The organism is Pengzhenrongella phosphoraccumulans (genome assembly GCF_045689905.1).
Taxonomy (GTDB): Bacteria; Actinomycetota; Actinomycetes; order Actinomycetales; family Cellulomonadaceae; genus Pengzhenrongella; species Pengzhenrongella phosphoraccumulans.
Map to the genome: position 1 here is coordinate 209,433 of NZ_CP144210.1, position 19,278 is coordinate 228,710.

A 19,278-nucleotide genomic window follows, 5' to 3' on the forward strand; every position below is an offset into this window, starting at 1 on the left:
GCTCCTACGTCAATGGCCCCCAGACCCCAGACCCCAGAGCCTGGCGCCTCCTACTCAGACGGAGTCGGCACCCCGGAATAGCGCAATCCCGCGTCGTTCACCTCGCGTGGAAGTCAATCGGCGGGAGCTCGGCGAGCGGGGTTGTCGCGGCGAGAGCCCGCGTCGATTTCGGGGTCCAGCGAACCGACGACGTCGGGCACTTTGCGCATCTCGCGGAATTTCAGGCCAACAACCCCCGGATGAACCACGCAACTCGGATCTTCGTCGGATCTTTGTCGTTCCTCGCCGGGATCCTCGTGTGGCGACGAGAGGGTGGAGTCAGCACCGACGAAACACGCGCGAGCGAAGGAGACGGACATGATGGGTTGGTACGGGAACGGCATGAACAGCGGCGGGTGGGTCTTCATGGGCCTGTTCTGGATCGCACTGATCGCACTGACCGTGTGGTTGGTGCTCCGACTCCTGCCGTCGAACAGCAGGCGCACCGAGACCGGGGCGACCCCCACGCCGTGGCCGGCAACGCCCGGACAGGAGTCCCCGTTCGAGATCCTCGACCGCCGACTGGCCCAGGGCGACATCGACGGCGAGACCTACCAGGCACACCGCGCGGCAATCACCGCGGCGCGAGGAGGCAACCGATGACGGCACCCTCGACCACCACGCGGCAGCCCCGCCGGGGATGGCTGATCGCGGCCCTGGCCGCGACCCTGACGGTCCTGCTCGGCTCGATCTTCGCCGCAGTGGCGTGGGGCGGGACCTGGGGTCAGGGCTCGTCCATGGGTTCCGGGTTCGGCGGCTCGGGGTACGGGTCCGACGCGGCGCAGGCGGCGCCGGACCTGCCCGGGCAGGTCGTTCGCGTCTCGGCGGCGGACATGGGCGGCCCCATGATGGGCGGCCGCACCGGCATGGGCGGCGGGATGATGTATCTACGCGCCGACCGCACCACCGTGGCCCACGGACAGGTGTCGTTCCTGGTGACCAACGACGGCCGCAGAGACCACGAGCTGGTCGTCCTGCCGCTCGCCGACGGCGAATCGGCCGGCAACCGCACCATCGGCGCCGACAACCAGATCGACGAGACCGGCAGCCTCGGCGAGGCGTCGAGCACCAACGCCGAGGGCACCGGCGAAGGAATCGCGCCGGGCACCTCCGGATGGGTCACCCTGACCCTGCCCCCCGGCCACTACGAGCTGGCCTGCAACCTCCCCGGCCACTACGCCGCCGGGATGTCCACCGAACTCACGGTGACCTGACACTCGTCACCTGCCCTGGTGCCGGTTCATTCCTGTACCGCGACCACATTCGCAGTCGACTGACTCTGCCGTCTTGATACTGCGCGCGGGTGCCAGTTGTTGGCGCGGGACCGGGTCCTGTCGAGGGATCATCGGGCGGCAGGATCATCGGGACCGCTTCGACGGCCAGGACCCGTAGGCCCAGGAGGGCCGCCCGATCTCTGACATCTGATCACCGCGGCATGAGCGACAAGGCGGACGGCCACCGGACTCGCGCCGAGGGCCGGGTCCGGGCCAGAGGTGCTGGGCCAGCGAGCAGCGCCCTGTGACAGCCTGGGCCGTGTCGACTGGCGTTCTCACCAATCAGCACGTTGTGACCTGACCGTGACAATCGGGGCGCGCTTCATTTAGGGTCGGGTCAACCCGGGGGCCATTCCCGGGTGCCCTGAGGTGGACCGCCGAATCCTGCCACCACCGATGGACCTCGCGAAGTCTCGCTGGCAGGAGCGGGGGACCCAAGCACGATGGACATCGCACTCGGTGTCCTTGGGGTGAAGCCGATCGTTGTGTGATCGGCCGGGCGCATACTCCCGCCCGAACCCGACAGCTCACCCCGAAGGCGACCGGAGAGGTCCCCCATGCCCGTGAGCTCAATCCCCGCCCGCCACCGATCAGCCAGTCGGCCCGTCACAGCCCTGTCCGACCTCGCCTCCACCGCGACCGGGGCCATCTCGGTCGTGGGTCGTCGATCCGTCGTCGTGGTGGCGTCCTCCGGACTGGTCATGTCGGTGTTCGCTGCACCTGCGACGGCCACCGTGTCCGCCGAGATCAACACCAGCCACCCCGCCGTGGACACCTCCAGCCTGACGGCCGGTGCACGCGCAGTCCTCGCAACCTCACCGGTCGTCAGCGTGCCAGTCGACGCGTCCTGGTCTCTGGACACTCCCACGCTCACCATCGTCGCCGACCCGCCGCCCCCACCGCCCCCGCCGGTCCGTGTGGCCCCGCCTGCCGCATCGCGCAGCACGGCCCGCGCAGCGGTCCCCGCGGAGGCCGCCCCGGCCACGGAAATCGGCGCGACTGCACCGGCGAGCGCGAACGGCAGTGCGATTGTCGAGATCGCATCCCGTTACGTCGGTGTGCCCTATCTGTGGGGCGGTACGACACCGTCCGGGTTCGACTGCTCGGGCTTCACGTCCTACGTGTACGCGCAGGTCGGCATCACCTTGCCCCGAACCTCGTCGGCTCAGCGCAACGTCGGCACGGTTGTCTCACGTGCCGACGCCCAGCCAGGCGACCTCATCTGGTCCCCAGGTCACATCTCGATTTACGCCGGCGGCGACCTGCAGGTCGATGCACCAAAGCCCGGTCAGACCATCCAGATCCGGAGCATCTGGCAGTCCAACCCCACGTTCATCCGGGTGAGCTGAAAAGCGCGAGGCGCCCAGCGGCCACGCCGCTGGGCGTCTCGCGTTCCTTGCTCCGGCACTCGCACCTCTCGGCCGCCCAGTCGCCGACCCTCCCGAATCGTGCGATCAGGGCACAGAGCAAGTTGAGTGCAGCCGACAGGTGCACAGCGCGCCCGGCCGCGGATGATGCGGGATCGAACTACAGGCCCTTGAGGAGCTGCTCCATCTCGGTGATCTCCGCCTTTTGTGCGTCGATGATGGATTGGGCGAGTTCGAGAGCTTGGGGGTTGCTGCCCGCGGCGAGCTGAGAGTCGGACATCTCGATGGCGCCTCGGTGGTGATCGATCATCAGCTCGAGGAAGCGACGATCGAACTCCGTCCCGGTGACGGCATTGAGCTCAGCCATCGCCTCTGTCTGGCTCAGCCCGCCCATGTCCATGCCGCCCATGTCCATCCCGTCCATGTCGACGTCGGCCGCGCTCTGCTCACCCCACGCCATCAGCCACGACTGCATCTCGCGGATCTCAGGATCCTGGGCGGCAGCGATGCGTTCCGCCAGGGTTTTGACCTCTGCGGTGCTGGCGGTGCGTCCTGCAAGATCGGCCATCAGGACGGCACCCTCGTGGTGCACCACCATGTTTTGGGTGAACGTGACATCGGCGTCGTTGTGGCTGGCGTCGACCGGCACGGCCACGGACGGGGACGAAGCGCTGGAGGGACTGCTCGCGGCTGGCGCACTTTCCTGACCGGCGCACGCGGACAGGACCACGGCGAGCGCGAGCGCGCCGCCGACAGCTGTCATGCGGGTCTTGACGTTCATGGTGTTTCTCCAAGGCTCGGTGGACAACAGGACAATCGGCTCGTGGCAATGACTTTCGAGTGGTGTGCGGCGTTGTAAGGGTGGTGGGTGCGCGCGAAGGCACGTGCTCGCATTGGTGGCCCGACGGCGTTCCCCAAGGAGCAGCGCGGGGCGGCCGTGCCCTAAGGCGGTGCACGCGTAGTTCGCCGTTCACCGAGAACCCCCACCGACGCGACCGGAATCACGCACGTCGGCGGGGACGGCTCGGCCCCCAGGGAGAGGGCGTTTCGGGACCAACATGCACCTCCCACGATCAATTCCAGATTCATCGGTCTACTGCAACCCGCGAGGCGCTGCGATGACCGCCCGCTGGGCATCCCAAAGTTCGTTGGCGAACCCCGCTCGTAGGGTCGAGATTCGATGAAGATCTGATGAAGATGACGGGGTCAAGCGCGCGGGCCGAGGGAACCGCGGCTGGCATGTTGACGGTCAGGCTTGCTCGTCACGGTCCCGTCCTCCCACATCGTCAACAACGGCCGTGGCCACCGCTTCGCTGTCGCTCAGCATCGCGCGTGCCGGCAACCTGCCTCAAAGCCCGGTTGGTGGCCGCCGGTGGGGTGGAACGACTCGATTGTGGCCTCGGAGTTCGGAGTCCCTACCGCGGGTGGCGGCGGCTCAGGACGGCGAAAAGTCCGAAGCAAATTGCAGCAATGCCGAGGTAGACGAAGCCCTCGAGCAGTGACTCGTTCCCCGACCTCAGGAGCTGCGTGATGTCCCAGTACGGACCGGTCTTGGCCGCCTCGTTCACATCGACGTAGTAGAAGTGCTCGGCGATGTACCAGTGGTTCGCCCACACGCCGACCTTCCAGGCGCCGAGCAGGACCGTGAACAGCCCAATACCGAGCGACCAGGAAATGGTGCGCCTCGCCCACCGCACAGTTCGCGGAGTTCTCACCTCCGGATTGAGACCAAGTTCCACCGTCGTGCACCCCTTTCAACTCAGGTCGTGTGGATCGTCTACCGCAAACGCAACGCTCGTGGGATGAGCCGTTCGACTCCAGCCACCGGGCACGACGGTGCCGCCGGCCACACTGTCGTGGATGTCGATGACGAGCGGTGCGATGACCGGGCCGTCGTAGCGGACCGTGACCCATCAACCGTCGATGAGTGCGAAACGCTCGATCAGGTTGGGTCAATATTTCAGTGCGCGTCTCGGTCCGCTGGGCGAGTCATCGCGCGTTGGCGCATCCGATCGAGGACTACGAGGAACGTGATGGCGAGAACGGTTGCTACGACGACCAAGAGCAGGTGGTCGGGGAACAGTAGTCCTAGCGACGTACCCACGACCCATGCAAGAACAGTGGGCCACGAGCGCTTCAGCGAGACCCCGGACGGTCCGATGTACGCATTTTCGTCTACGCTCCGCATCGGTTCCATCTTGACCCCATTGTTGGCTGCTGGAACGAACGGATCTGGCTTCGACGTCGTGAACGTAGCACCCGTTTCTTGCTGACGTGACGCTTCTGGGTGCCGGTTGCACGCACTGTTCGACAGCCGGAGGCAGCCTTCGACTCTGGCTGACCGGACACCCCTGGAGGTAGTTCCACTTGCGGCCTGCGAGGGTCTCGATCGGCGCCCGCGATCCACCACATACCTGTCGCCAAGGTGCATTCGGTGCCGACCTGCGTTGTGTCCTTGGCTGCTCGGCTCACATCAGGGTCGCCCGGGAGCATCGTGCGATATAGGGCAGGTGGATGTGCTCCGCACCCGCGAGCGAGGGGTTCGTGTCGATGAGATGCCTGACTCGGGTGAGCAGGTCGTGGCGTGCGTCGGCGGGGAGGGTGATGACGTAGCTCCGGGATGCGACCAGGTCGAGCAGGTCGTGGGGGGTGAGGTGGTGCGTCCATTCGACGTCGAACCGCTCGACGGGCCCGAACGGAGCCCCGATGCGCGGGTTCATGGCGCCCATGTCTTGTTCAATGCCTTGGTGCATGAGGCGTCCGAGCTCGGCGACCCAGTCCTCGCGTTCGTCGCGGATATTCCAGACCAGGCCGAGCCGGCCGCCGGGCGTGAGCACGCGGCCGACCTCGGGGACCGCCATCTCGATGTCGACCCAGTGCCACGCCTGGGCAACCAGCACGACGTCGACCGAGTGGTCGGGCAGAGGGATCTGCTCGGCCCGTCCTGCCAGCGCCCGCACGGCGGGAAGTGCGCGAGACAGCTCGTCCCGCATCCCGTCGGAGGGCTCCACGGCCACCACGTCCAGGTGCCGCGTCAGGAGTGGTCGGGTGAGTTGGCCGGTGCCGGCCCCGAGGTCGAGGACCGTGCGCGCACCGTCCGGGAGCAGCCAATCGATCGCGACCTCGGGATAGCTCGGTCGGCCGGTGTCGTACTGGCGCGCCGCCGCGCCGAAGGATCGGGCCTGGACCGCGCGCTCGTGATCGCTGATCGGCATGGTCACAGTCCCGCGCCGGACGGCCGACCGCCGGTCACCCCTGTGGCGACGCATGCGGGCGCCGCATCGGAGCGGCTGAAGAGATTGGCTTGTGCTCGCGCGGGTGATCGTTGCGGTCGGGTCATGACTCACGCAAAGAGAGAGCGGCTCGTCGGCGGTTCCGTCGGCGCAGCCAGGCAACGGCAGCAACCCCGCCGAGCAGCGTCATCGCGGGCATCGCGACCGCCATCGTCGGAAGCTGCCAGAACACGGGAATGACCAACTGGTCGGACGTTGGCGAGAGATCGACGACGTACTCATCGGCGCTGACCTGCACCGCTGAGCCGTAAACCGCGTAGAACGGTCCCTGCCACGCCCACAGCGACCAGTAGGCCGCCACCAAGACCACGGGCACCAGCCGCGCGCCTCTCGCCAGCCGTGCGGCGAGCGCGCCGCCCACCGCGCCGGCCAGCAGCAGGGCCGCTCCGCGCAGGATCGTCCCCGCCAGCACGTCCCGGGGTTCTGGGGAGATCCGGCTGTCGTAAAACCCGCCCATCCCGCCGCCCAAGGAGACAACGGCCGTGACCGTGCACGCACTCAGCACACCGAGCATCACGAACCCAAAGTGGGTCGTCAGTCCGTGCCAGATCAAGGACGGCAGCGCGCGCAGAACCTGACTCCGGTACCAGCGCCGGGCAGAGCGTTCACCGTGCACTGCGGCCCACCTCGCGCGGCCCTCGGCGAGGTCGCCGAGCAGTTCGTCCTCATCGGCGATGGGGACGAGGCCTGCCAGCACGAGCTCGGCCAGACCGCCGCGTTCGCATGCGTCGTCGTGCCGCGCGCCTGAGTGCTGGTTCATGCCTGGGCCCACCCCGTCTCGCCGGTCCACCGCTGCATGGTGCGGGCGCGCTCGGCGTCCAGGACAGTTCGCGCGGCCGCGGTAAGCCGGTACTGACGCCGCGATCGTCCACCACGCATCGCCAAGGGCTCAGTGGTCCGTGAGGACAGCAGCCCCTTGGCCTCCAGCCGCGACAGGGTCGTATAGATCGCGCCGACGGAGTACTGCCGGCCCCGCGCCTCGCTCACCTCGTCGAGAACGAGCAGGCCATACGCCTCGTCGTCGTGCCGCCCGACGGCGAGCAGCACGTCAACCTCCAGTGCCCCTGGTGCTTTCATACTTCTACTCTGTCAAACAAATCGCTGACCTGCAAGAAGGCATGGTGCCTTGACGAGTCGGACGTGCGCCGCCATCACACCCGCACCGCACTCCTGGACACGCCAGTGCCCACGGTGACGATCCCGTGCTGGCTAGCCCGCGGTTCGGAGAAGCCACGCGAGGTCGGCGTCGCGACCCATCGTCGGGTCCGGTGGTGGGTCGGTGTCTTGTGTAGCGATGGTGTCTTCAAGCTTCACGTGCTCCGGCAGGACTCGAAAGCGCTCCGAGTCCTCGTCTTTCGAGCCGAGGGGCGGTATTGCGGTCGTCGCCATATTGCCGCTCCTTCGCGAGAATCTCTCGGCTGAAAATCCAGAGTAGCGACATTCAGCAGCTCAAGATCCTGATCCGCACTCTGCACCCGTCCGATGGACTCGGAGTGATTGGCAACTCCTGGGCGAAGTCGGCACAGATCCTGATTTGCCCACCAGCGCTTGGCTGTCGCTACCTGACGGTTTGCCGGCGCGCTCGAACGGGGCAGCGTGCGTGGCCGGGATCGCTTACTTCGCGGACATCTCGACCAAACCTGAGTAAGAGCCGTCCCTAATCATCTCGGAGATCGCCCCGGTCTGGTCGATGGCCTGACTGTCGGTGAGTGCCGCCCCGCCAGGTCCCGGTGCGAGCTGGAGCACCTGGACCCGGTTGCCATCGCGGCGGAGCGCACCGGCCCCCAGAGTCCCGGCCCCGGTAGGTTCGTCGAGGAAGAACTGGACGGTGCTGGCGCCCCCATCGGCAGGAATCGTTGTGGTCGACCCGTCGAAGGTCAAGCCGTAGTGCTGCTCCAACGCCGTGAGGGTCTTGTCGGGCGCCAGATCTCGCGTGCTGTTCACCATGGCGACAGCCGAGACGATCAGACCCACCACGCCAATGCCTGCGGCGAGTCGAAGGACTAGTTGACGGGCGGAGCTCGAAGTCGCCCCCGACCGCCGTGCGAGGACCAGCCGCACGCCGCAGAACGCCGCGGTCGCAGCGAATAGGACGAGCGCGAGGATGAGCCAGCCCGACGGGCCGGAATGGATGATCTCGATGCCTTGCATGATGGCGGCCTTCTCTTGGGGTTGAGACGCCACCTGGGCGGCGGAGTCACTCGGGGCATGACGCAGCACGGCGCCGCCCAGCACTAGGGCCGTCACGGCGGTCACGCTCGCGGTTGCCCCGGCGGCGGCCCGCACGGCGCGGCGGCGGCGGACTCGGGTCGTGATCTGCCCGAGCGGCAGACCCGCGCCGGCGGTGGCGCGGGCGGCGTGGGCCGTCGACGCGCCTGCGGCGAGCTCGCGCAGCGATCCCTCGAAGGTCTCGTTCATCGGATCCTCCCGGTCTCGACCAGTTCGATGTCTTCCAGGTGGGTATCGGGCAGCGGCCCGAGCAATCGCTCGAGGCGGTGCACGCCGTCGCTGAGGTACCGCTTGGCGGCCCCCGCGCTGATGTTGAGCCGTTCGGCCACGGCCGGGACGGTGAGGTCTTCGTAGAACCGCAGCACCACACACGCCCGCTCCTGCGGGGGCAGCCGCAGCAGCGCGGCCCGCACGTCGATGCGCGCCTCGCTGACCGCCGCCGGGCCCTCACGAGCGGGCGCCTCGGTCAACAGGTGGCGCACCCCGCGCCAGAGCCGGCCGCGCCGGTAACCGTCGAGGAACGTGTTCAGGATCGCCCGGCGCACGTACGCCTCAGCCCACTCGACGTCGTCCCGGCCGGGTGCACGCCGCGAGAAGGCTTTGACCAAGGCTTCTTGGACGAGGTCCTCGGCCCGATCCAGGTCACCGGTCAGCAGATACGCGTAGCCAACCAGTGCCGGACCCCGCTGGTCGGCCAACGCGCCGAGATCGTCCCCCCAGGCCACCGAACGTCCCCCGTAGTCGCTGTCCGTGCGCCTGATGCGCACTTGCACACTCTTAGACGAAGCAGGGACCCGAATCGTTGGGTAGCAGTTCTACGGACCTCACCTGACCGCGCCAGTCTCCCAGCGTCACCGGACACGAATCACCCCGCACGGAACCACGGCACCCGCCGCATGACTGTCGCTACACGCTGGTGGTCGGCCGGGCCATCTCGTGGCGGCGGACGGACATTCCCGCGGGCCCACCATTGGATTGCGGTGTGATTTTGGCGGTCAACGCGGGGTCGGCGACGGATGAGCCCGCTATGCGGTTGCGGTGGGAGGGTCAGCTTCGGACTGCTGTGGCGCCGCTCGAGCGAAAGCGGTCTGCGTGCTGACCCGGTTGCGGCAGAGTGTGCAGAGCGCACCCTTCAGACGCAGCACTGGAAGGAAGACCATCGTGGCTACGGAGCAAGGGTCAACGGGGACGAGTCGGCGCCGCGGGATGGCACCTGAGAAAGTTGCTCGATGGAGTGCCCTGGCCGCCGTCTTCCTGGGCCTGGCGGGTGTCGCTGACCTCGTGCGGTGGGGCAACCGCTGGTACATCTCGGAAGTCTTCGCTCGGGAAGCCCGCGCGTCTGACGGAACGTCGTGGGAGTGGGTCTACGGCTTGCTCCACAGCGCCCACGAGGCGCTCGTCCGCGGACTCGTCTTCTTCCTGCTGGCCGCCGTCCTGGCCGCGATTACCGTCGTCCTCCGGCGCCGTCTTGGCCGCTGACCCCTCAGGGGACCGCCATCGGCTTGCGGTGTGATTACGCCGTGCTCTTGACCTTGCCGCGGGCCGGACGGGGCGCGAAGCGGTGTTACTGGTAATGACCGTTGATCAAGTGGTCTGTGTTCCCCGAGTCCGAACCTGCTCGTCCTTGTCGCTTTGGGGGGAAGAACCTATTTCGTCGAGTTTCTCCTCGTCCCGGGCCTGCGATGTCGGGGCCACCTCGGCGAGGAACGCGTCGACGGCCTGAAGGTAGGTGGCGGGCTGGTCGCGGCGGACGCAGTGGCCGGCACCTGGCACCACGACGGTCCGGACGAGATCGTTGTGCAACGCCTCCTGCCGGGGCGCCATCGGCGCGTCCACCGGCACGAGGAGCAGGGTCGGCACGCGTAGCGCCTCGAACAACTCCTCCCACGCGTCGTCGCCGAGGTACAGGCCGCTTCGGATGTACGTCCGGTCCACGAGCGGCTTGCACGCAGCCCACGCGTCGATCTCGGCCCTGCTCCAGGTGCTTGTCCGCAACATCAGTGCCACCTGGCCCGGCTGGTCGGCCATGGCGTCGAGGAAGTCCTCGTTCTGTGCGACGAATCCCGGGTCGGGTGTGCGACCCCCGGTGGGCCGGGCCGGGTCCTCGAGCACCAGCGCCCAGACCCTGTCCGGCCGGGCAATCGCGGCCCGCAGCGCCAGGAGACCACCCAGCGAGTGTCCGACGAGTACGACCGGCTCCGACTGCGCGTCCAGAACGGCGATGACGTCGGCGAGCAAGACCTCCGGTGCCGTGGCCAGTTCATCCTCGGTGAAGCGCGGCGATTGCCCGTGACCGCGCAGGTCAGGGGCCAGGACATGCCAGTCGTCGGCCCAGTGCCCGACCAGGTCCGGCCACGTCGTGCCGGCCTCGGTGAGCCCGTGAACGAGCACCGCGGTCCTCGCGTTCGAGTTGCCGTACCGGTGGATCGTCAGCGGCTTCATGGTCGGTCAGCGTAGGCGTCCGGAAGTTCAGTTCAATCAACTCCGTGCAGGCCGGGGAGCCATCCTTCGTCGCCCTTCATCAGATGAAGACATCCTTCATCAGATGCAATCTGCTCCTAGACGCGCAGGTCAGAAGCTCTCCTGCGGCCGCGTCGACGCTCCGTCAAGAGGCGGATTCGACGGCGAGTGACCGGCGTGTCAGTGCCCTGACCTGCAGCAATACAAGTCTCGATACGCCGTGTTCCACCTGACCGCAGTAGCACACCAGATGAAACTGCGGCCAGTTCAGCCCACCACTACTTACTTGGCGCTATGTGCCGTAGGCGAGGCTATGCAAAGTTCGCTACCTGCGCCGCCCCCATTCGTTATCCGGCGCGTCCTCGGCGTCCGGGTGGCAGGAGTCCGCGGGTGCGGGCTTTCGCGACCCAGCCTTGAGCGGTGCTGAGCGCGACGCCACTGAGCTCGGCCATGGTCGAGGAGGGGTTCGCGTCCCCGCTCGCGGTGAGCCGGCCGTGCTGGAGCGCGACGAGCTCGTAGAAGTCGGGGGTCTGTTTCGGGTCGCTGAGTGGCTTGAGCAGGTCGCGCTCGGCGACCCTGCGCCCGCTCGGCAGTTCGATCTTGCCGCCGGTGATCGTGCTGGTGCGCTTCACGGCGAACAGCCGCTTGTTGATCGCCGCTTCGATGCGAGCCGTCGGCAGCTCCCGCAGAAGCTGGCTGGTGATCGGCTCACCGGGCCGCCAGGGCAGGTAGACGACCCCGGTGATGCGGATCTCCTCGGGAACCGAGGACGTCTGGCGCTGAAGCCGGAGGTACACCCGAGTCGCGGTCTTGGTGTGCTCGATGTAGCGCCAACGGCCGTCCAACGTCTCGTTCTGCTCGGAGTCGAGAAGTGCCTGCTGCTCCGGGCCCGTGACGGACTGGTCGTCGTAGCCGAGCACGGCATCGATCTCGCCACTAGCGTCGTCGGGCCGCTCGCCGGGGAACAGGCCGGCCAGACGCCAGCCGGCAGGTAGGTCTTCTTGGACGAGAAACTCGTCGTCCGCCTGATCGCAGGGCCGGTGAGGCGTGGTCGACATAGCTGGAGGCTACTGGGAGGAGGGCGCAATCTCGCGTACTTGCCATTACCCAGGTAGGCGTGTCGCAGTGAAGTAGCGCCGGTACCGGCGAGAACACGAGGTTAGCGAGCGTCGAGATGAAGGCTGTCGACCCCAGACCGCGCCAACCAAGATCGGAGGGGCGTACTCCCCCGTTCACTCGCACGAGGTCCTCGCCGGTCAGCCAAGGCGCCCGGTCGTCCCCACTACTTTCGGGTGAGGACACGAACGCCGTCAGGCCTTGGCTCGCCGGTCGGCGAGACGTGCCGGTACAGAGTCTGCCTGGATATCCCGAGCTCTTCGCACAGCTCGCTGACCTTCGTCTCGGGCTTCCCCATCGAGGCCATCGCCAGCCGCACCTTCGCCGGCGTCATCGTGAACGGCCGGCCCCCGCTTCGCCCTCGGGCGCGCGCTGAGGCCAAGCCCGCAATCGTGCGCTCGGAGATCAGCTCACGCTCGAACTCAGCAAGGGCGGCGAAGATCCCGAAGACGAGCTTGCCCGCTGCGGTGGTCGTGTCGATCGCCGCGCCCTGACCGGTGAGTACCTTCAGTCCGATGCCGCGGGCCGTGAGGTCATGCACGGTGTTGACCAGGTGGTGGAGGTCACGGCCAAGTCGGTCCAACTTCCACACGACGAGCGTGTCCCCGTCGCGGAGCGATTTCAAGCATGCAGCCAGTCCGGGTCGCTCATCGCGTCGACCGGATGACTTGTCTTCGTAGAGGTGTCTGTGGTCAAGCCCTGCCTCAAGGAGGGCATCTCGCTGCGGGTCCGTGGTCTGGCTTCCGTCGGCTTTCGAGACGCGCATGTAGCCGACGAGCATCGCCGCCACCCTCCTGTCACTTATACGGCCGAATACGTGACTACGCCGAAGAGCACTCGCTGGAGTCGCCATGACGTCACGTAATCCGTCAAGTATTCTACGACTCGCAAACGGCTGCCTGCTATATCTGTGACTCGGGCGAGGGGTCGGCGTCGGTGGCGATGCAAGGAGTGGGCACACTCGCTAGGTTGCCTCGCCGCTGCCTACGTGGGTCGATCGGTTTCAACTGCCCTCGTCTGAACACGGTCGGCCTGACGCGGGCGCCACGTCATGCTGGATGAATCAAGACGCCGGGACGACAGGCCGGACCGCCGACCGCGGAGTCAGGCACCGGCCGTCGGTTACGAATCTCCGCGGGGGTCGACTCGGAGGTGGACCGACACCAACAGGACGGCACTCCAAATAGCCTCGCGTGGGAGATGGAGCGTGCACAACCGCGTAGTTTGGGGCTGTGAAACTCGGAGTGGTCCTCGGTGCGGGATTTTCCAAAGCGGTCGATGATGAATTCCCTACCGTCGACATGCTCGGTGAGTTAGTGCGAGAACAAGTACCTGGTGCCTTGGCGACGGCCCCGCCCACTTTCGCAGTCGGAGGAGGTTTCGAGCGGTGGTTGTCCCGGATCGCTGAGCCTCAGCCTGACTTGAGCGAAGCGGCGAATCTCGGAAACGCGAGAGACTTCCAATTAGTGACCGCTGCGATTCATGCGCAAATGGTGGGAATTGAACACCGGGCGTTCCAGCGCCGGATTCCATGGTGGCTTCTGCGATTCCTCGGGCTGCTCCATACAACTCGAGCAACGGTCGTGACGTTCAACTACGACACGTTGGTCGAGGGGGCTTCGACGCGGATGGCGGATCAGGAGACTGCGCAAATGCTCAACACGTTCAGCCTAACGGACGGGATACCAGAGACGAGGTCTGGAGGGATGTACGGGCCTGCCTGGATCCCGTCCTTTCGTCTGCTGAAACTGCACGGCTCCGTGGACACGTACTGGGTCCCCGGTGACGTTGCAGGGTCAACGATCGTGCGCGTTGCGGACTCGTCATGGCACGCAGAAGGGGGCATGAGTAGCCCGAACCTGAACATCGCTCGCCAGGCCCCTGGGCGGGTGCCGTTCATCGTGCCACCGGCATCCGCGAAGAGCGCGTTCTTTACGAATCCGATCACGCGGCAGCTCTGGCGGACCGCCGCGGACAGGTTAGGTGCGTGCGACCAGATCGTGATTATTGGCTACTCAGTCCCTCTGACTGACCTTGTGGCATCGGCCATGCTGGTCGACGCGCAGCGAGTCAGCGGCGCAAACATCGACATCGTGAACCCGGACCCCGATACCGTCATCCAGCACTTGACGACCGATGCGGGTGTCCCCGCGCAGATGGTCCGGGCCGCAGCCGCTTCGTGCAAGGAGTACGTCGATCAGCTGGAACGCGATGTGAGCGAAGTTGCCACTGCCTCGATCCAAGACGCGCTGGGTGAGCCACGGCATCTAGCGGTATCCGGGCTCTTCGGCCAGGTTCATCGTGTCGTCGGCGCGCGCGTGGTCGGCAGAGAGGTTCAGCTCGACATTTCTGAAGCCGTGCCGCGAGCGTCGGCGATGGAAGTATCTTCGTGGATGGCCACCGCGTCCTTAAGGGAACTGCTCGCGGAGTCCGGGGCCGTTCGGATCAGCATCACGATCGACGGCGAAAGCGCTTGTGTGGTCGACCACTACGTCTGGTCCGGCTCTGCCAGCGACGGGGGACTACTTATTCTGATGCCATCTGCCATTCGTGTCCCTGAACCTTCGTGACGCACGGCCACAGCCCTGAGGATGAATGCCTTGCCGCTGATCCCTGTGCGCGAGGCGGAAAGCCTCAGCGGAGCCGTGCTCACCGCGGATCTTCTCGCACCGAGCATATGGGAACTGCTATGAGCTGGATGGACACCCTGATCCGGATGGCGACGACGATCCCGTAGAGCGTTCCCCTTGCGAGACAGCGACAACTCGATCTGTTCTCGCGACGCCAGCCGCCTGGCGTGGCATGCAGGTGCAGAAGTTGTGCGCCCCGCGGCGAGCATCGGGGATCTCGGGTTTCTTTCTGCGGCGGCTTCCGGATGACCGGGATGCTGCAAGCTGCTCCTCGCGGCCGGCACCCCGCGCGAGGAGCCGCCAATACGGAGCTAACCCGCGCCAACCAGTCCGCGAACAACGCGCGGGCGTTGCTCACTCGAATCGTTTGCGTCTACTCGAGTCGCGCGCCACTGACGGCGAACTCCCGACGTCTCCATTCCTCAGCTCTTGCCGGTTCGCCGAGTTCGAGCGATAGACGCTGTGCGGCGACGGCAAGGTCCACCCGAACATCGAGCGAGTCCGTTGGGAGGTAGCGCCCGTCCTCGACGCGCCATATGAACGCCCGCACGGGATTCGGCTCGAGGTCCGACAGCCAGTGCCGGTTAGCCTCGAAGAGAACCTCTCGCAACTGCAGTTCCGTCCGCGCGCAGCAAGTGCGGTTGTAGTGAAGGAGGGCTCTCGGCCTGTAGCCCATGCGTAGCGCATCCCTGAAGTGGTTCAGAGCAGCTTCGGGACTTGATGTCAGGAGGCAGAAGCCAAGATTGTTACGAACCCCGGCATCCGAAGGATCTCTCGCCGCAAGAAACTCGAAGAGCGCAGCGGCCTCAAGGCCGCGACCCTGCGCGAGGAGCGTCTTCGCCTGCTCCTGTACGGCTTCCACCAGGCTGAGCCAATCACGGTGCTCAGAGAAATCTCGCTCGCGAAGGAATCGGCTCGCCAACGCGTGAGCCAGTGCATCGGGGTCCACGGTAGCGATGTCACCGAGCCCAGCTGGCGCCACTATCGAGGACTCGCCCTGCACCATGTAGCGGTACTCGAGGCTCAGCGACTGCGTCGCCCAACGACCAAGATCTGGTTCGAGGTTCCGCTGAACGAGCCACAGATAGTGCTCGGCTGCATGTCTAGTTGCTTGATCGATAGAGGACCAGGTAGCCAGTTGGTCGCGATCGGGGGGCGCCAACTGCACGAGGTCATCGAACGGCGCCGAGGCAATCCACCCTTCGACAAGCGGAGAAGCGCCCTGCAGCACCGAATGAAAATCGGGTTCCTGACCAACCTCGAGCGGCTGGATGCCGAGCGCCTGGCGCCACCCGTCCACGTCTATCGGGTCGAGTACATCGGGCATGTCCTCGCCACGCGCCTCAAGTAGGACGGCCAGGGCAACGCTACCTATCACCTGTGCGGCGAAGAGGTCAGAAAGTCCGAACCTGATGAGCGAGATGCCGTCGGCGCCTCGCCTGTCCAATTCGCGGGCGAGACCCCGGACAGCCAGCAGGCGTGCCTCAAGTGATTCGGGGGGAGCGGGGGGGAGTGAGACGAGGTCATGTGCACTCTGAAGGAGCGCCGACGCGGTCCGTGGCTGTGCATCTACCCCCATGACTCGCATCCTTCCAGACTCACACGTCCCAAGATCGCTAAAACCCATGCGCGTGCTGTCGATATCGTGACTAAGATCCGAGTTACCATCTTGGGTAGGATCCTACCGAGTGAGGATGACGATGGACATCATCTACCAAGCGAGTGACCTGGCGACGAAGCGGCGAGAGTTCCTTGAAGCGGCACGCGCCGGCCGCGCGCACCTACGCGACACTGACGGTACAAACCTGGTTGCACTCCGCGCAGAGGAACTCGAAGTTCTAGAGGGGCTGGCCTACTGGTCAGCCCAGCACCGGAGACTCAGTCGACTGCTCCACGGCACGGAGAAGCTCACCGTTGACCGACTCGGCGACCTCGCGTGGCTGCGTGCATTCGACCGCGATGACGTCGAGGCTTTCGAAGACGAGTTGTCTGATTGCCTGATTGCTGCATCCGCAGACCGCAATCTCGCTGTGCTTGAGGAAGCTCTGCGGGCGTGGCGCACCACCGCACAGCAACTCGACGACCCTTTGCGCCGTTCGGTTTTGCTCTCGCGCCATGACCAGCGCGAGTTCATCGAGGTCCGCGACGCGTGAGCCAGCACAGCGCATATCAACCTCTGTGGCCGGGCCGGCGCCCTGGCGGTCGACCGGAGGTCGCACCGGTTTACCGCGTCCTCGTGCGCCGGAAGTTCTCTGAGAAGTGGGAAGAGTTGCCCGAACGCGTTGGGATCGACGCAGCGCAGCGCTTCTGGGATCACATTGCGATGCTGCCGGGAGAAGCACCCCCCGTTGGGTCGACGTGCATCCTGCGAGGGAAGGCGGGTCTACCTCAGGGCCCAGGTTGGTCGCGGACTATCCACTATGAGTTGTCGAGCATGGCGCGGGTGAACTACCAACACAACGAGGAGTACCGGACGACCGACGACGGTGACCCACACAAGGTCGTGGCAGTGCTCTCGATAGACTTCTCAAGCCACTGACCGCGAACCGGAACGCATTGACTGGGCCCGCGCATCGTCTGGGAACATGACCGGCAGCGCCTTGCGCTCAGCCCAGGAGGTGCCCGCGAACTGACCTTTTACTCGTCGCAAATGATTGAGACCAGCCCTGACCACCCATGGCAACCAGGCCAGCGGAGCTGACGTTCGCGCAGGTCACGGGCACTAACCGCGAACAATAGTGGCAACCAGAGCCAGCCAGTCAAACCCGATCCAGTGTGGGTTCGAATCCCACTCGGGGCACCTTGTTATGACGCTTCACCTGCGGAAGCGTTCGACGTACTTGACCTCGACATGATCGAAAGACTGGCCAACTCACCGTTTACTCACGGGAACTCACCGGAAACGGATCCAGGAGTGTGTCCAGGAGTCGATCCGGCACCCCAACGACAGGCGTGGCTACGGCCCGCCCATCGTCGATCCCTTGCGATCGTGCAGGCGAGATGAGAGCGATCACGAACTTCGGCAGGTTGGTCGTGCACTAGGGCTTGGAATGCTGCGCCGCCATCTGTTTCAGGGCGGAGTCGTGCTCGATGTCCAAGACCGGGCGCGCCTCTGCACACACGACGGCGTCGCGGATGACGGTCAGCTCGTTGTCTTGCAGGGTCTCGCCAGACGTCGACCAGTTCGTCGAGCCGGAGATCCGCCACAGGCCGTCGACGATCACCATTTTGCGATGCATGATCGCGCCCCGCTCCGAATGACCGATGGCTACCGAGTTGCCCGTCATGTCATTGGCGTACTTCGCGAGAATCGCCTTCTCATGCGCACCTGCGGCTTGCGACCTGTCGAGGGTGATCTGGACGTAGATCGCCGGGTTCCTCAGCGCGGCGTCGAGCATCCCTGCCAGGACGTCGTCGTCGAAGCCGTACATCGCCACGACAATGGATTTCGACACGCTCGACACGACGGACTGCAGCACCTGCGGGACATGGTCTTCGGGGCTGTAGAAGGTCCTCATGTTCGCCGGGTAGCCGACCGGCGGGCTGCTCACCTTGAACACGTCAAGATCCGCCAACGCGAGATCATGACGCCCGAGAAAGGCAGCCGGCACCGGAGACGGCCGTGACGACGGACCCGCAGGATCGGTCGCCATCACGACGACACCGATCCTCGCGGAAGTTGAGTCGGTAAACAGTCATACCCGCACATGGGGTTCTCCGTCGCTCACCACAATCCCTCTCAAATTGGATGCTAGTCCGAAGACCGATCTACGAGCAGATCCCGTGCGCGCCCGCGACCGGCATCACGCTCGCGGTGTTCGTGAGGCAGCTCACCAGCGTGGCGAAGAGGACTCCGAGGTTCACCGATCCCGTGCCTCGCCTCAAGCCTGACCCAGGATCGACTTGGCACGCAGCCGCGGTCGTCGTCGCCCCTTACGGCCGGGGCGTACCCGCGGGCCACTGTTGGGACCGACCACGGGCTGGCACATCTGTCGCGGGCGGCGAGGCACTCAGCTGACGGTTGCGGAATTGCCTTCGCCCGCGGGGGCACTCTCGACCTCGCGGGCGCGGGCGCCTTTGAACGTCCACACCTTGTTGAGCACGAACGCGAGCGGCGTGACGACCGCGATCACGATCAGCTGCGCCCAGTAGAGCCGCGTACGCAATCCGCTCGAGTCGTCGAGCAGGTCGGTCGGCAGCGACGTCGGCCAGCCGCGATGCATCAGCAGAGTGAGCAGGATCAAGCCGATCACCTGGCCGAGCAGCCCGACCACGAGGAACGGCCAGTATTCCTTCCACCACGCGGTCCGCCTCGAGCTGCGGAAGGTCCAACGGCGGTTGAGCTGAAAGTTCCAGAGATTGGCCACCAGAAACGCGATGGTCGAGTAGAGGTGATACCACCGCACGTGGAACTCCGTCGGCGGCAGGGCAAGTATCGCCACCTCGGGATGCGGGCCGAGCGACTTCACCAGGATCAGCGCGACCATGTTCACCGCGACACCGGAGGCGCCCACCACGGCGAACCGGCCGAACTGCCACAGGGTGTGCCGGAGCCGGGCCGTCGGGGCAGGGCTGCTGCTGTTCACGAAGCGTGAGCCTAGCCTCGTCGGCCTCAGCCCCCCAGCCCCTCAGCCCCGCGCTCTCGCGAGCCAGGTCCGTCTGTCCGCGAGCACCCGCGCGTGACTGCTGGTCAGGTGAACCACGTTCCCAGTCGCCCAGGGCCGGAGAACCCCCTGCAGAACCGACCACAGTCGGCGGTCGATGGTCAACCGCGAATACGGCCCCCGGGGGCCCGAGAGCGCGTACCGTCCGAGGTCGATCAACACACCAACTCGCGCCCCTTACCGTGCCCGGGGACGAGTCCACTCGT

Annotated in this window: 21 protein-coding genes and 1 riboswitch; of the genes, 6 read left to right on the forward strand and 15 right to left on the reverse strand. The window is 66.0% G+C overall.

The genetic code is table 11. The annotated features are described in order from the left end of the window. Positions 1 to 113 precede the first annotated feature (113 nt). Positions 114 to 359 carry a hypothetical protein gene (locus VTA80_RS01025; RefSeq protein WP_407345849.1) on the reverse strand — a complete coding sequence of 82 codons (246 nt, stop codon included), beginning with the start codon at positions 357 to 359 and terminating at the stop codon, positions 114 to 116. Between VTA80_RS01025 and VTA80_RS01030 the strand changes: the two genes are divergently transcribed. From VTA80_RS01030 to VTA80_RS01040, 3 genes are all read left to right on the forward strand, one after another. Then, complete coding sequence (locus VTA80_RS01030; protein ID WP_407345851.1) at positions 358 to 642, forward strand: SHOCT domain-containing protein; 285 nt, start codon at positions 358 to 360, stop codon at positions 640 to 642. The genes VTA80_RS01025 and VTA80_RS01030 overlap by 2 nt on opposite strands. Further along, entirely contained in the window at positions 639 to 1,253 is a 615-nt protein-coding gene (locus tag VTA80_RS01035; protein WP_407345640.1) for a plastocyanin/azurin family copper-binding protein, read from the forward strand. Before VTA80_RS01030 ends, VTA80_RS01035 begins: the two co-directional genes overlap by 4 nt. A 425-nt stretch (positions 1,254 to 1,678) precedes the next feature. After that, a riboswitch (cyclic di-AMP (ydaO/yuaA leader) is annotated at positions 1,679 to 1,868 on the forward strand. 2 nt (positions 1,869 to 1,870) lie between these two features. Continuing rightward, on the forward strand, positions 1,871 to 2,662 hold the full coding sequence (locus VTA80_RS01040; RefSeq protein ID WP_407343573.1) for a C40 family peptidase: 792 nt from the start codon (positions 1,871 to 1,873) through the stop codon (positions 2,660 to 2,662). Positions 2,663 to 2,840: 178 nt separating this feature from the next. Here the strand turns inward: VTA80_RS01040 and VTA80_RS01045 are convergent, their stop codons facing one another. The 8 genes from VTA80_RS01045 to VTA80_RS01080 all read right to left on the reverse strand — a co-directional run bounded on the left by VTA80_RS01045 (position 2,841) and on the right by VTA80_RS01080 (position 8,969). Next, entirely contained in the window at positions 2,841 to 3,461 is a 621-nt protein-coding gene (locus tag VTA80_RS01045) for a DUF305 domain-containing protein (RefSeq protein ID WP_407343574.1), read from the reverse strand. A gap of 634 nt (positions 3,462 to 4,095) precedes the next feature. Next, the gene (locus VTA80_RS01050; protein ID WP_407343575.1) at positions 4,096 to 4,395 is read right to left on the reverse strand and encodes a hypothetical protein; all 300 of its coding nucleotides are present in this window, start codon (positions 4,393 to 4,395) and stop codon (positions 4,096 to 4,098) included. A 753-nt stretch (positions 4,396 to 5,148) separates the two neighbouring features. Beyond that, positions 5,149 to 5,895, reverse strand: coding sequence for a class I SAM-dependent methyltransferase (locus tag VTA80_RS01055; protein ID WP_407343576.1), 747 nt, complete (start codon positions 5,893 to 5,895; stop codon positions 5,149 to 5,151). A 121-nt stretch (positions 5,896 to 6,016) separates the two neighbouring features. Further along, complete coding sequence (locus VTA80_RS01060; RefSeq protein WP_407343577.1) at positions 6,017 to 6,733, reverse strand: hypothetical protein; 717 nt, start codon at positions 6,731 to 6,733, stop codon at positions 6,017 to 6,019. Then, positions 6,730 to 7,050: a PadR family transcriptional regulator gene (locus VTA80_RS01065; RefSeq protein ID WP_407343578.1), complete on the reverse strand. Its 321-nt coding sequence runs from the start codon at positions 7,048 to 7,050 to the stop codon at positions 6,730 to 6,732. Before VTA80_RS01065 ends, VTA80_RS01060 begins: the two co-directional genes overlap by 4 nt. Positions 7,051 to 7,182: 132 nt before the next feature. Continuing rightward, a complete protein-coding gene (locus VTA80_RS01070) occupies positions 7,183 to 7,362 on the reverse strand; it encodes a heme biosynthesis protein HemY (RefSeq protein WP_407342156.1) in 180 nt (59 codons plus the stop codon). Between the two features lie 225 nt (positions 7,363 to 7,587). Further along, entirely contained in the window at positions 7,588 to 8,391 is an 804-nt protein-coding gene (locus VTA80_RS01075; RefSeq protein ID WP_407343579.1) for a hypothetical protein, read from the reverse strand. Next, entirely contained in the window at positions 8,388 to 8,969 is a 582-nt protein-coding gene (locus VTA80_RS01080) for a sigma-70 family RNA polymerase sigma factor (RefSeq protein ID WP_407343580.1), read from the reverse strand. Before VTA80_RS01080 ends, VTA80_RS01075 begins: the two co-directional genes overlap by 4 nt. A 439-nt stretch (positions 8,970 to 9,408) precedes the next feature. On the opposite strand from VTA80_RS01080, the gene VTA80_RS01085 reads away from it, so the two are divergent. Beyond that, positions 9,409 to 9,681: a hypothetical protein gene (locus tag VTA80_RS01085; RefSeq protein ID WP_407343581.1), complete on the forward strand. Its 273-nt coding sequence runs from the start codon at positions 9,409 to 9,411 to the stop codon at positions 9,679 to 9,681. Positions 9,682 to 9,786: 105 nt separating this feature from the next. Here the strand turns inward: VTA80_RS01085 and VTA80_RS01090 are convergent, their stop codons facing one another. The 3 genes from VTA80_RS01090 to VTA80_RS01100 all read right to left on the reverse strand — a co-directional run bounded on the left by VTA80_RS01090 (position 9,787) and on the right by VTA80_RS01100 (position 12,559). Then, positions 9,787 to 10,644 carry an alpha/beta fold hydrolase gene (locus VTA80_RS01090; protein ID WP_407343582.1) on the reverse strand — a complete coding sequence of 286 codons (858 nt, stop codon included), beginning with the start codon at positions 10,642 to 10,644 and terminating at the stop codon, positions 9,787 to 9,789. A gap of 365 nt (positions 10,645 to 11,009) precedes the next feature. Continuing rightward, on the reverse strand, positions 11,010 to 11,720 hold the full coding sequence (locus VTA80_RS01095) for a hypothetical protein (protein WP_407343583.1): 711 nt from the start codon (positions 11,718 to 11,720) through the stop codon (positions 11,010 to 11,012). A gap of 224 nt (positions 11,721 to 11,944) precedes the next feature. Then, on the reverse strand, positions 11,945 to 12,559 hold the full coding sequence (locus VTA80_RS01100; protein WP_407342212.1) for a recombinase family protein: 615 nt from the start codon (positions 12,557 to 12,559) through the stop codon (positions 11,945 to 11,947). Positions 12,560 to 13,010: 451 nt separating this feature from the next. Between VTA80_RS01100 and VTA80_RS01105 the strand changes: the two genes are divergently transcribed. Then, the gene (locus tag VTA80_RS01105) at positions 13,011 to 14,348 is read left to right on the forward strand and encodes a hypothetical protein (protein ID WP_407343584.1); all 1,338 of its coding nucleotides are present in this window, start codon (positions 13,011 to 13,013) and stop codon (positions 14,346 to 14,348) included. 433 nt (positions 14,349 to 14,781) lie between these two features. On the opposite strand, the gene VTA80_RS01110 is transcribed toward VTA80_RS01105, so the two are convergent. After that, the gene (locus VTA80_RS01110) at positions 14,782 to 15,987 is read right to left on the reverse strand and encodes a hypothetical protein (RefSeq protein WP_407343585.1); all 1,206 of its coding nucleotides are present in this window, start codon (positions 15,985 to 15,987) and stop codon (positions 14,782 to 14,784) included. A gap of 121 nt (positions 15,988 to 16,108) precedes the next feature. On the opposite strand from VTA80_RS01110, the gene VTA80_RS01115 reads away from it, so the two are divergent. After that, positions 16,109 to 16,561 (forward strand): hypothetical protein, encoded by a 453-nt coding sequence (locus VTA80_RS01115; RefSeq protein WP_407343586.1) that lies wholly within the window; start codon positions 16,109 to 16,111, stop codon positions 16,559 to 16,561. A gap of 885 nt (positions 16,562 to 17,446) precedes the next feature. On the opposite strand, the gene VTA80_RS01120 is transcribed toward VTA80_RS01115, so the two are convergent. Both VTA80_RS01120 and VTA80_RS01125 read right to left on the reverse strand, forming a co-directional pair. Beyond that, positions 17,447 to 18,061, reverse strand: coding sequence for a phospholipase D-like domain-containing protein (locus tag VTA80_RS01120; RefSeq protein ID WP_407345641.1), 615 nt, complete (start codon positions 18,059 to 18,061; stop codon positions 17,447 to 17,449). A gap of 357 nt (positions 18,062 to 18,418) precedes the next feature. Then, complete coding sequence (locus VTA80_RS01125) at positions 18,419 to 18,994, reverse strand: GtrA family protein (RefSeq protein ID WP_407343587.1); 576 nt, start codon at positions 18,992 to 18,994, stop codon at positions 18,419 to 18,421. Positions 18,995 to 19,278: the final 284 nt, after the last annotated feature.

Excerpts from the sequence above, each read along its gene's own strand:
- VTA80_RS01070 (WP_407342156.1), bottom strand. The coding sequence starts at position 7,362 with ATGGCGACGACCGCAATACCGCCCCTCGGCTCGAAAGACGAGGACTCG.
- VTA80_RS01115 (WP_407343586.1), top strand. The coding sequence starts at position 16,109 with ATGGACATCATCTACCAAGCGAGTGACCTGGCGACGAAGCGGCGAGAG.
- VTA80_RS01085 (WP_407343581.1), top strand. The coding sequence starts at position 9,409 with ATGGCACCTGAGAAAGTTGCTCGATGGAGTGCCCTGGCCGCCGTCTTC.
- VTA80_RS01100 (WP_407342212.1), bottom strand. The coding sequence starts at position 12,559 with ATGCTCGTCGGCTACATGCGCGTCTCGAAAGCCGACGGAAGCCAGACC.
- VTA80_RS01030 (WP_407345851.1), top strand. The coding sequence starts at position 358 with ATGATGGGTTGGTACGGGAACGGCATGAACAGCGGCGGGTGGGTCTTC.
- VTA80_RS01095 (WP_407343583.1), bottom strand. The coding sequence starts at position 11,720 with ATGTCGACCACGCCTCACCGGCCCTGCGATCAGGCGGACGACGAGTTT.
- VTA80_RS01045 (WP_407343574.1), bottom strand. The coding sequence starts at position 3,461 with ATGAACGTCAAGACCCGCATGACAGCTGTCGGCGGCGCGCTCGCGCTC.
- VTA80_RS01075 (WP_407343579.1), bottom strand. The coding sequence starts at position 8,391 with ATGAACGAGACCTTCGAGGGATCGCTGCGCGAGCTCGCCGCAGGCGCG.
- VTA80_RS01090 (WP_407343582.1), bottom strand. The coding sequence starts at position 10,644 with ATGAAGCCGCTGACGATCCACCGGTACGGCAACTCGAACGCGAGGACC.
- VTA80_RS01065 (WP_407343578.1), bottom strand. The coding sequence starts at position 7,050 with ATGAAAGCACCAGGGGCACTGGAGGTTGACGTGCTGCTCGCCGTCGGG.
- VTA80_RS01110 (WP_407343585.1), bottom strand. The coding sequence starts at position 15,987 with ATGGGGGTAGATGCACAGCCACGGACCGCGTCGGCGCTCCTTCAGAGT.
- VTA80_RS01040 (WP_407343573.1), top strand. The coding sequence starts at position 1,871 with ATGCCCGTGAGCTCAATCCCCGCCCGCCACCGATCAGCCAGTCGGCCC.
- VTA80_RS01060 (WP_407343577.1), bottom strand. The coding sequence starts at position 6,733 with ATGAACCAGCACTCAGGCGCGCGGCACGACGACGCATGCGAACGCGGC.
- VTA80_RS01035 (WP_407345640.1), top strand. The coding sequence starts at position 639 with ATGACGGCACCCTCGACCACCACGCGGCAGCCCCGCCGGGGATGGCTG.
- VTA80_RS01025 (WP_407345849.1), bottom strand. The coding sequence starts at position 359 with ATGTCCGTCTCCTTCGCTCGCGCGTGTTTCGTCGGTGCTGACTCCACC.
- VTA80_RS01055 (WP_407343576.1), bottom strand. The coding sequence starts at position 5,895 with ATGCCGATCAGCGATCACGAGCGCGCGGTCCAGGCCCGATCCTTCGGC.
- VTA80_RS01120 (WP_407345641.1), bottom strand. The coding sequence starts at position 18,061 with ATGGCGACCGATCCTGCGGGTCCGTCGTCACGGCCGTCTCCGGTGCCG.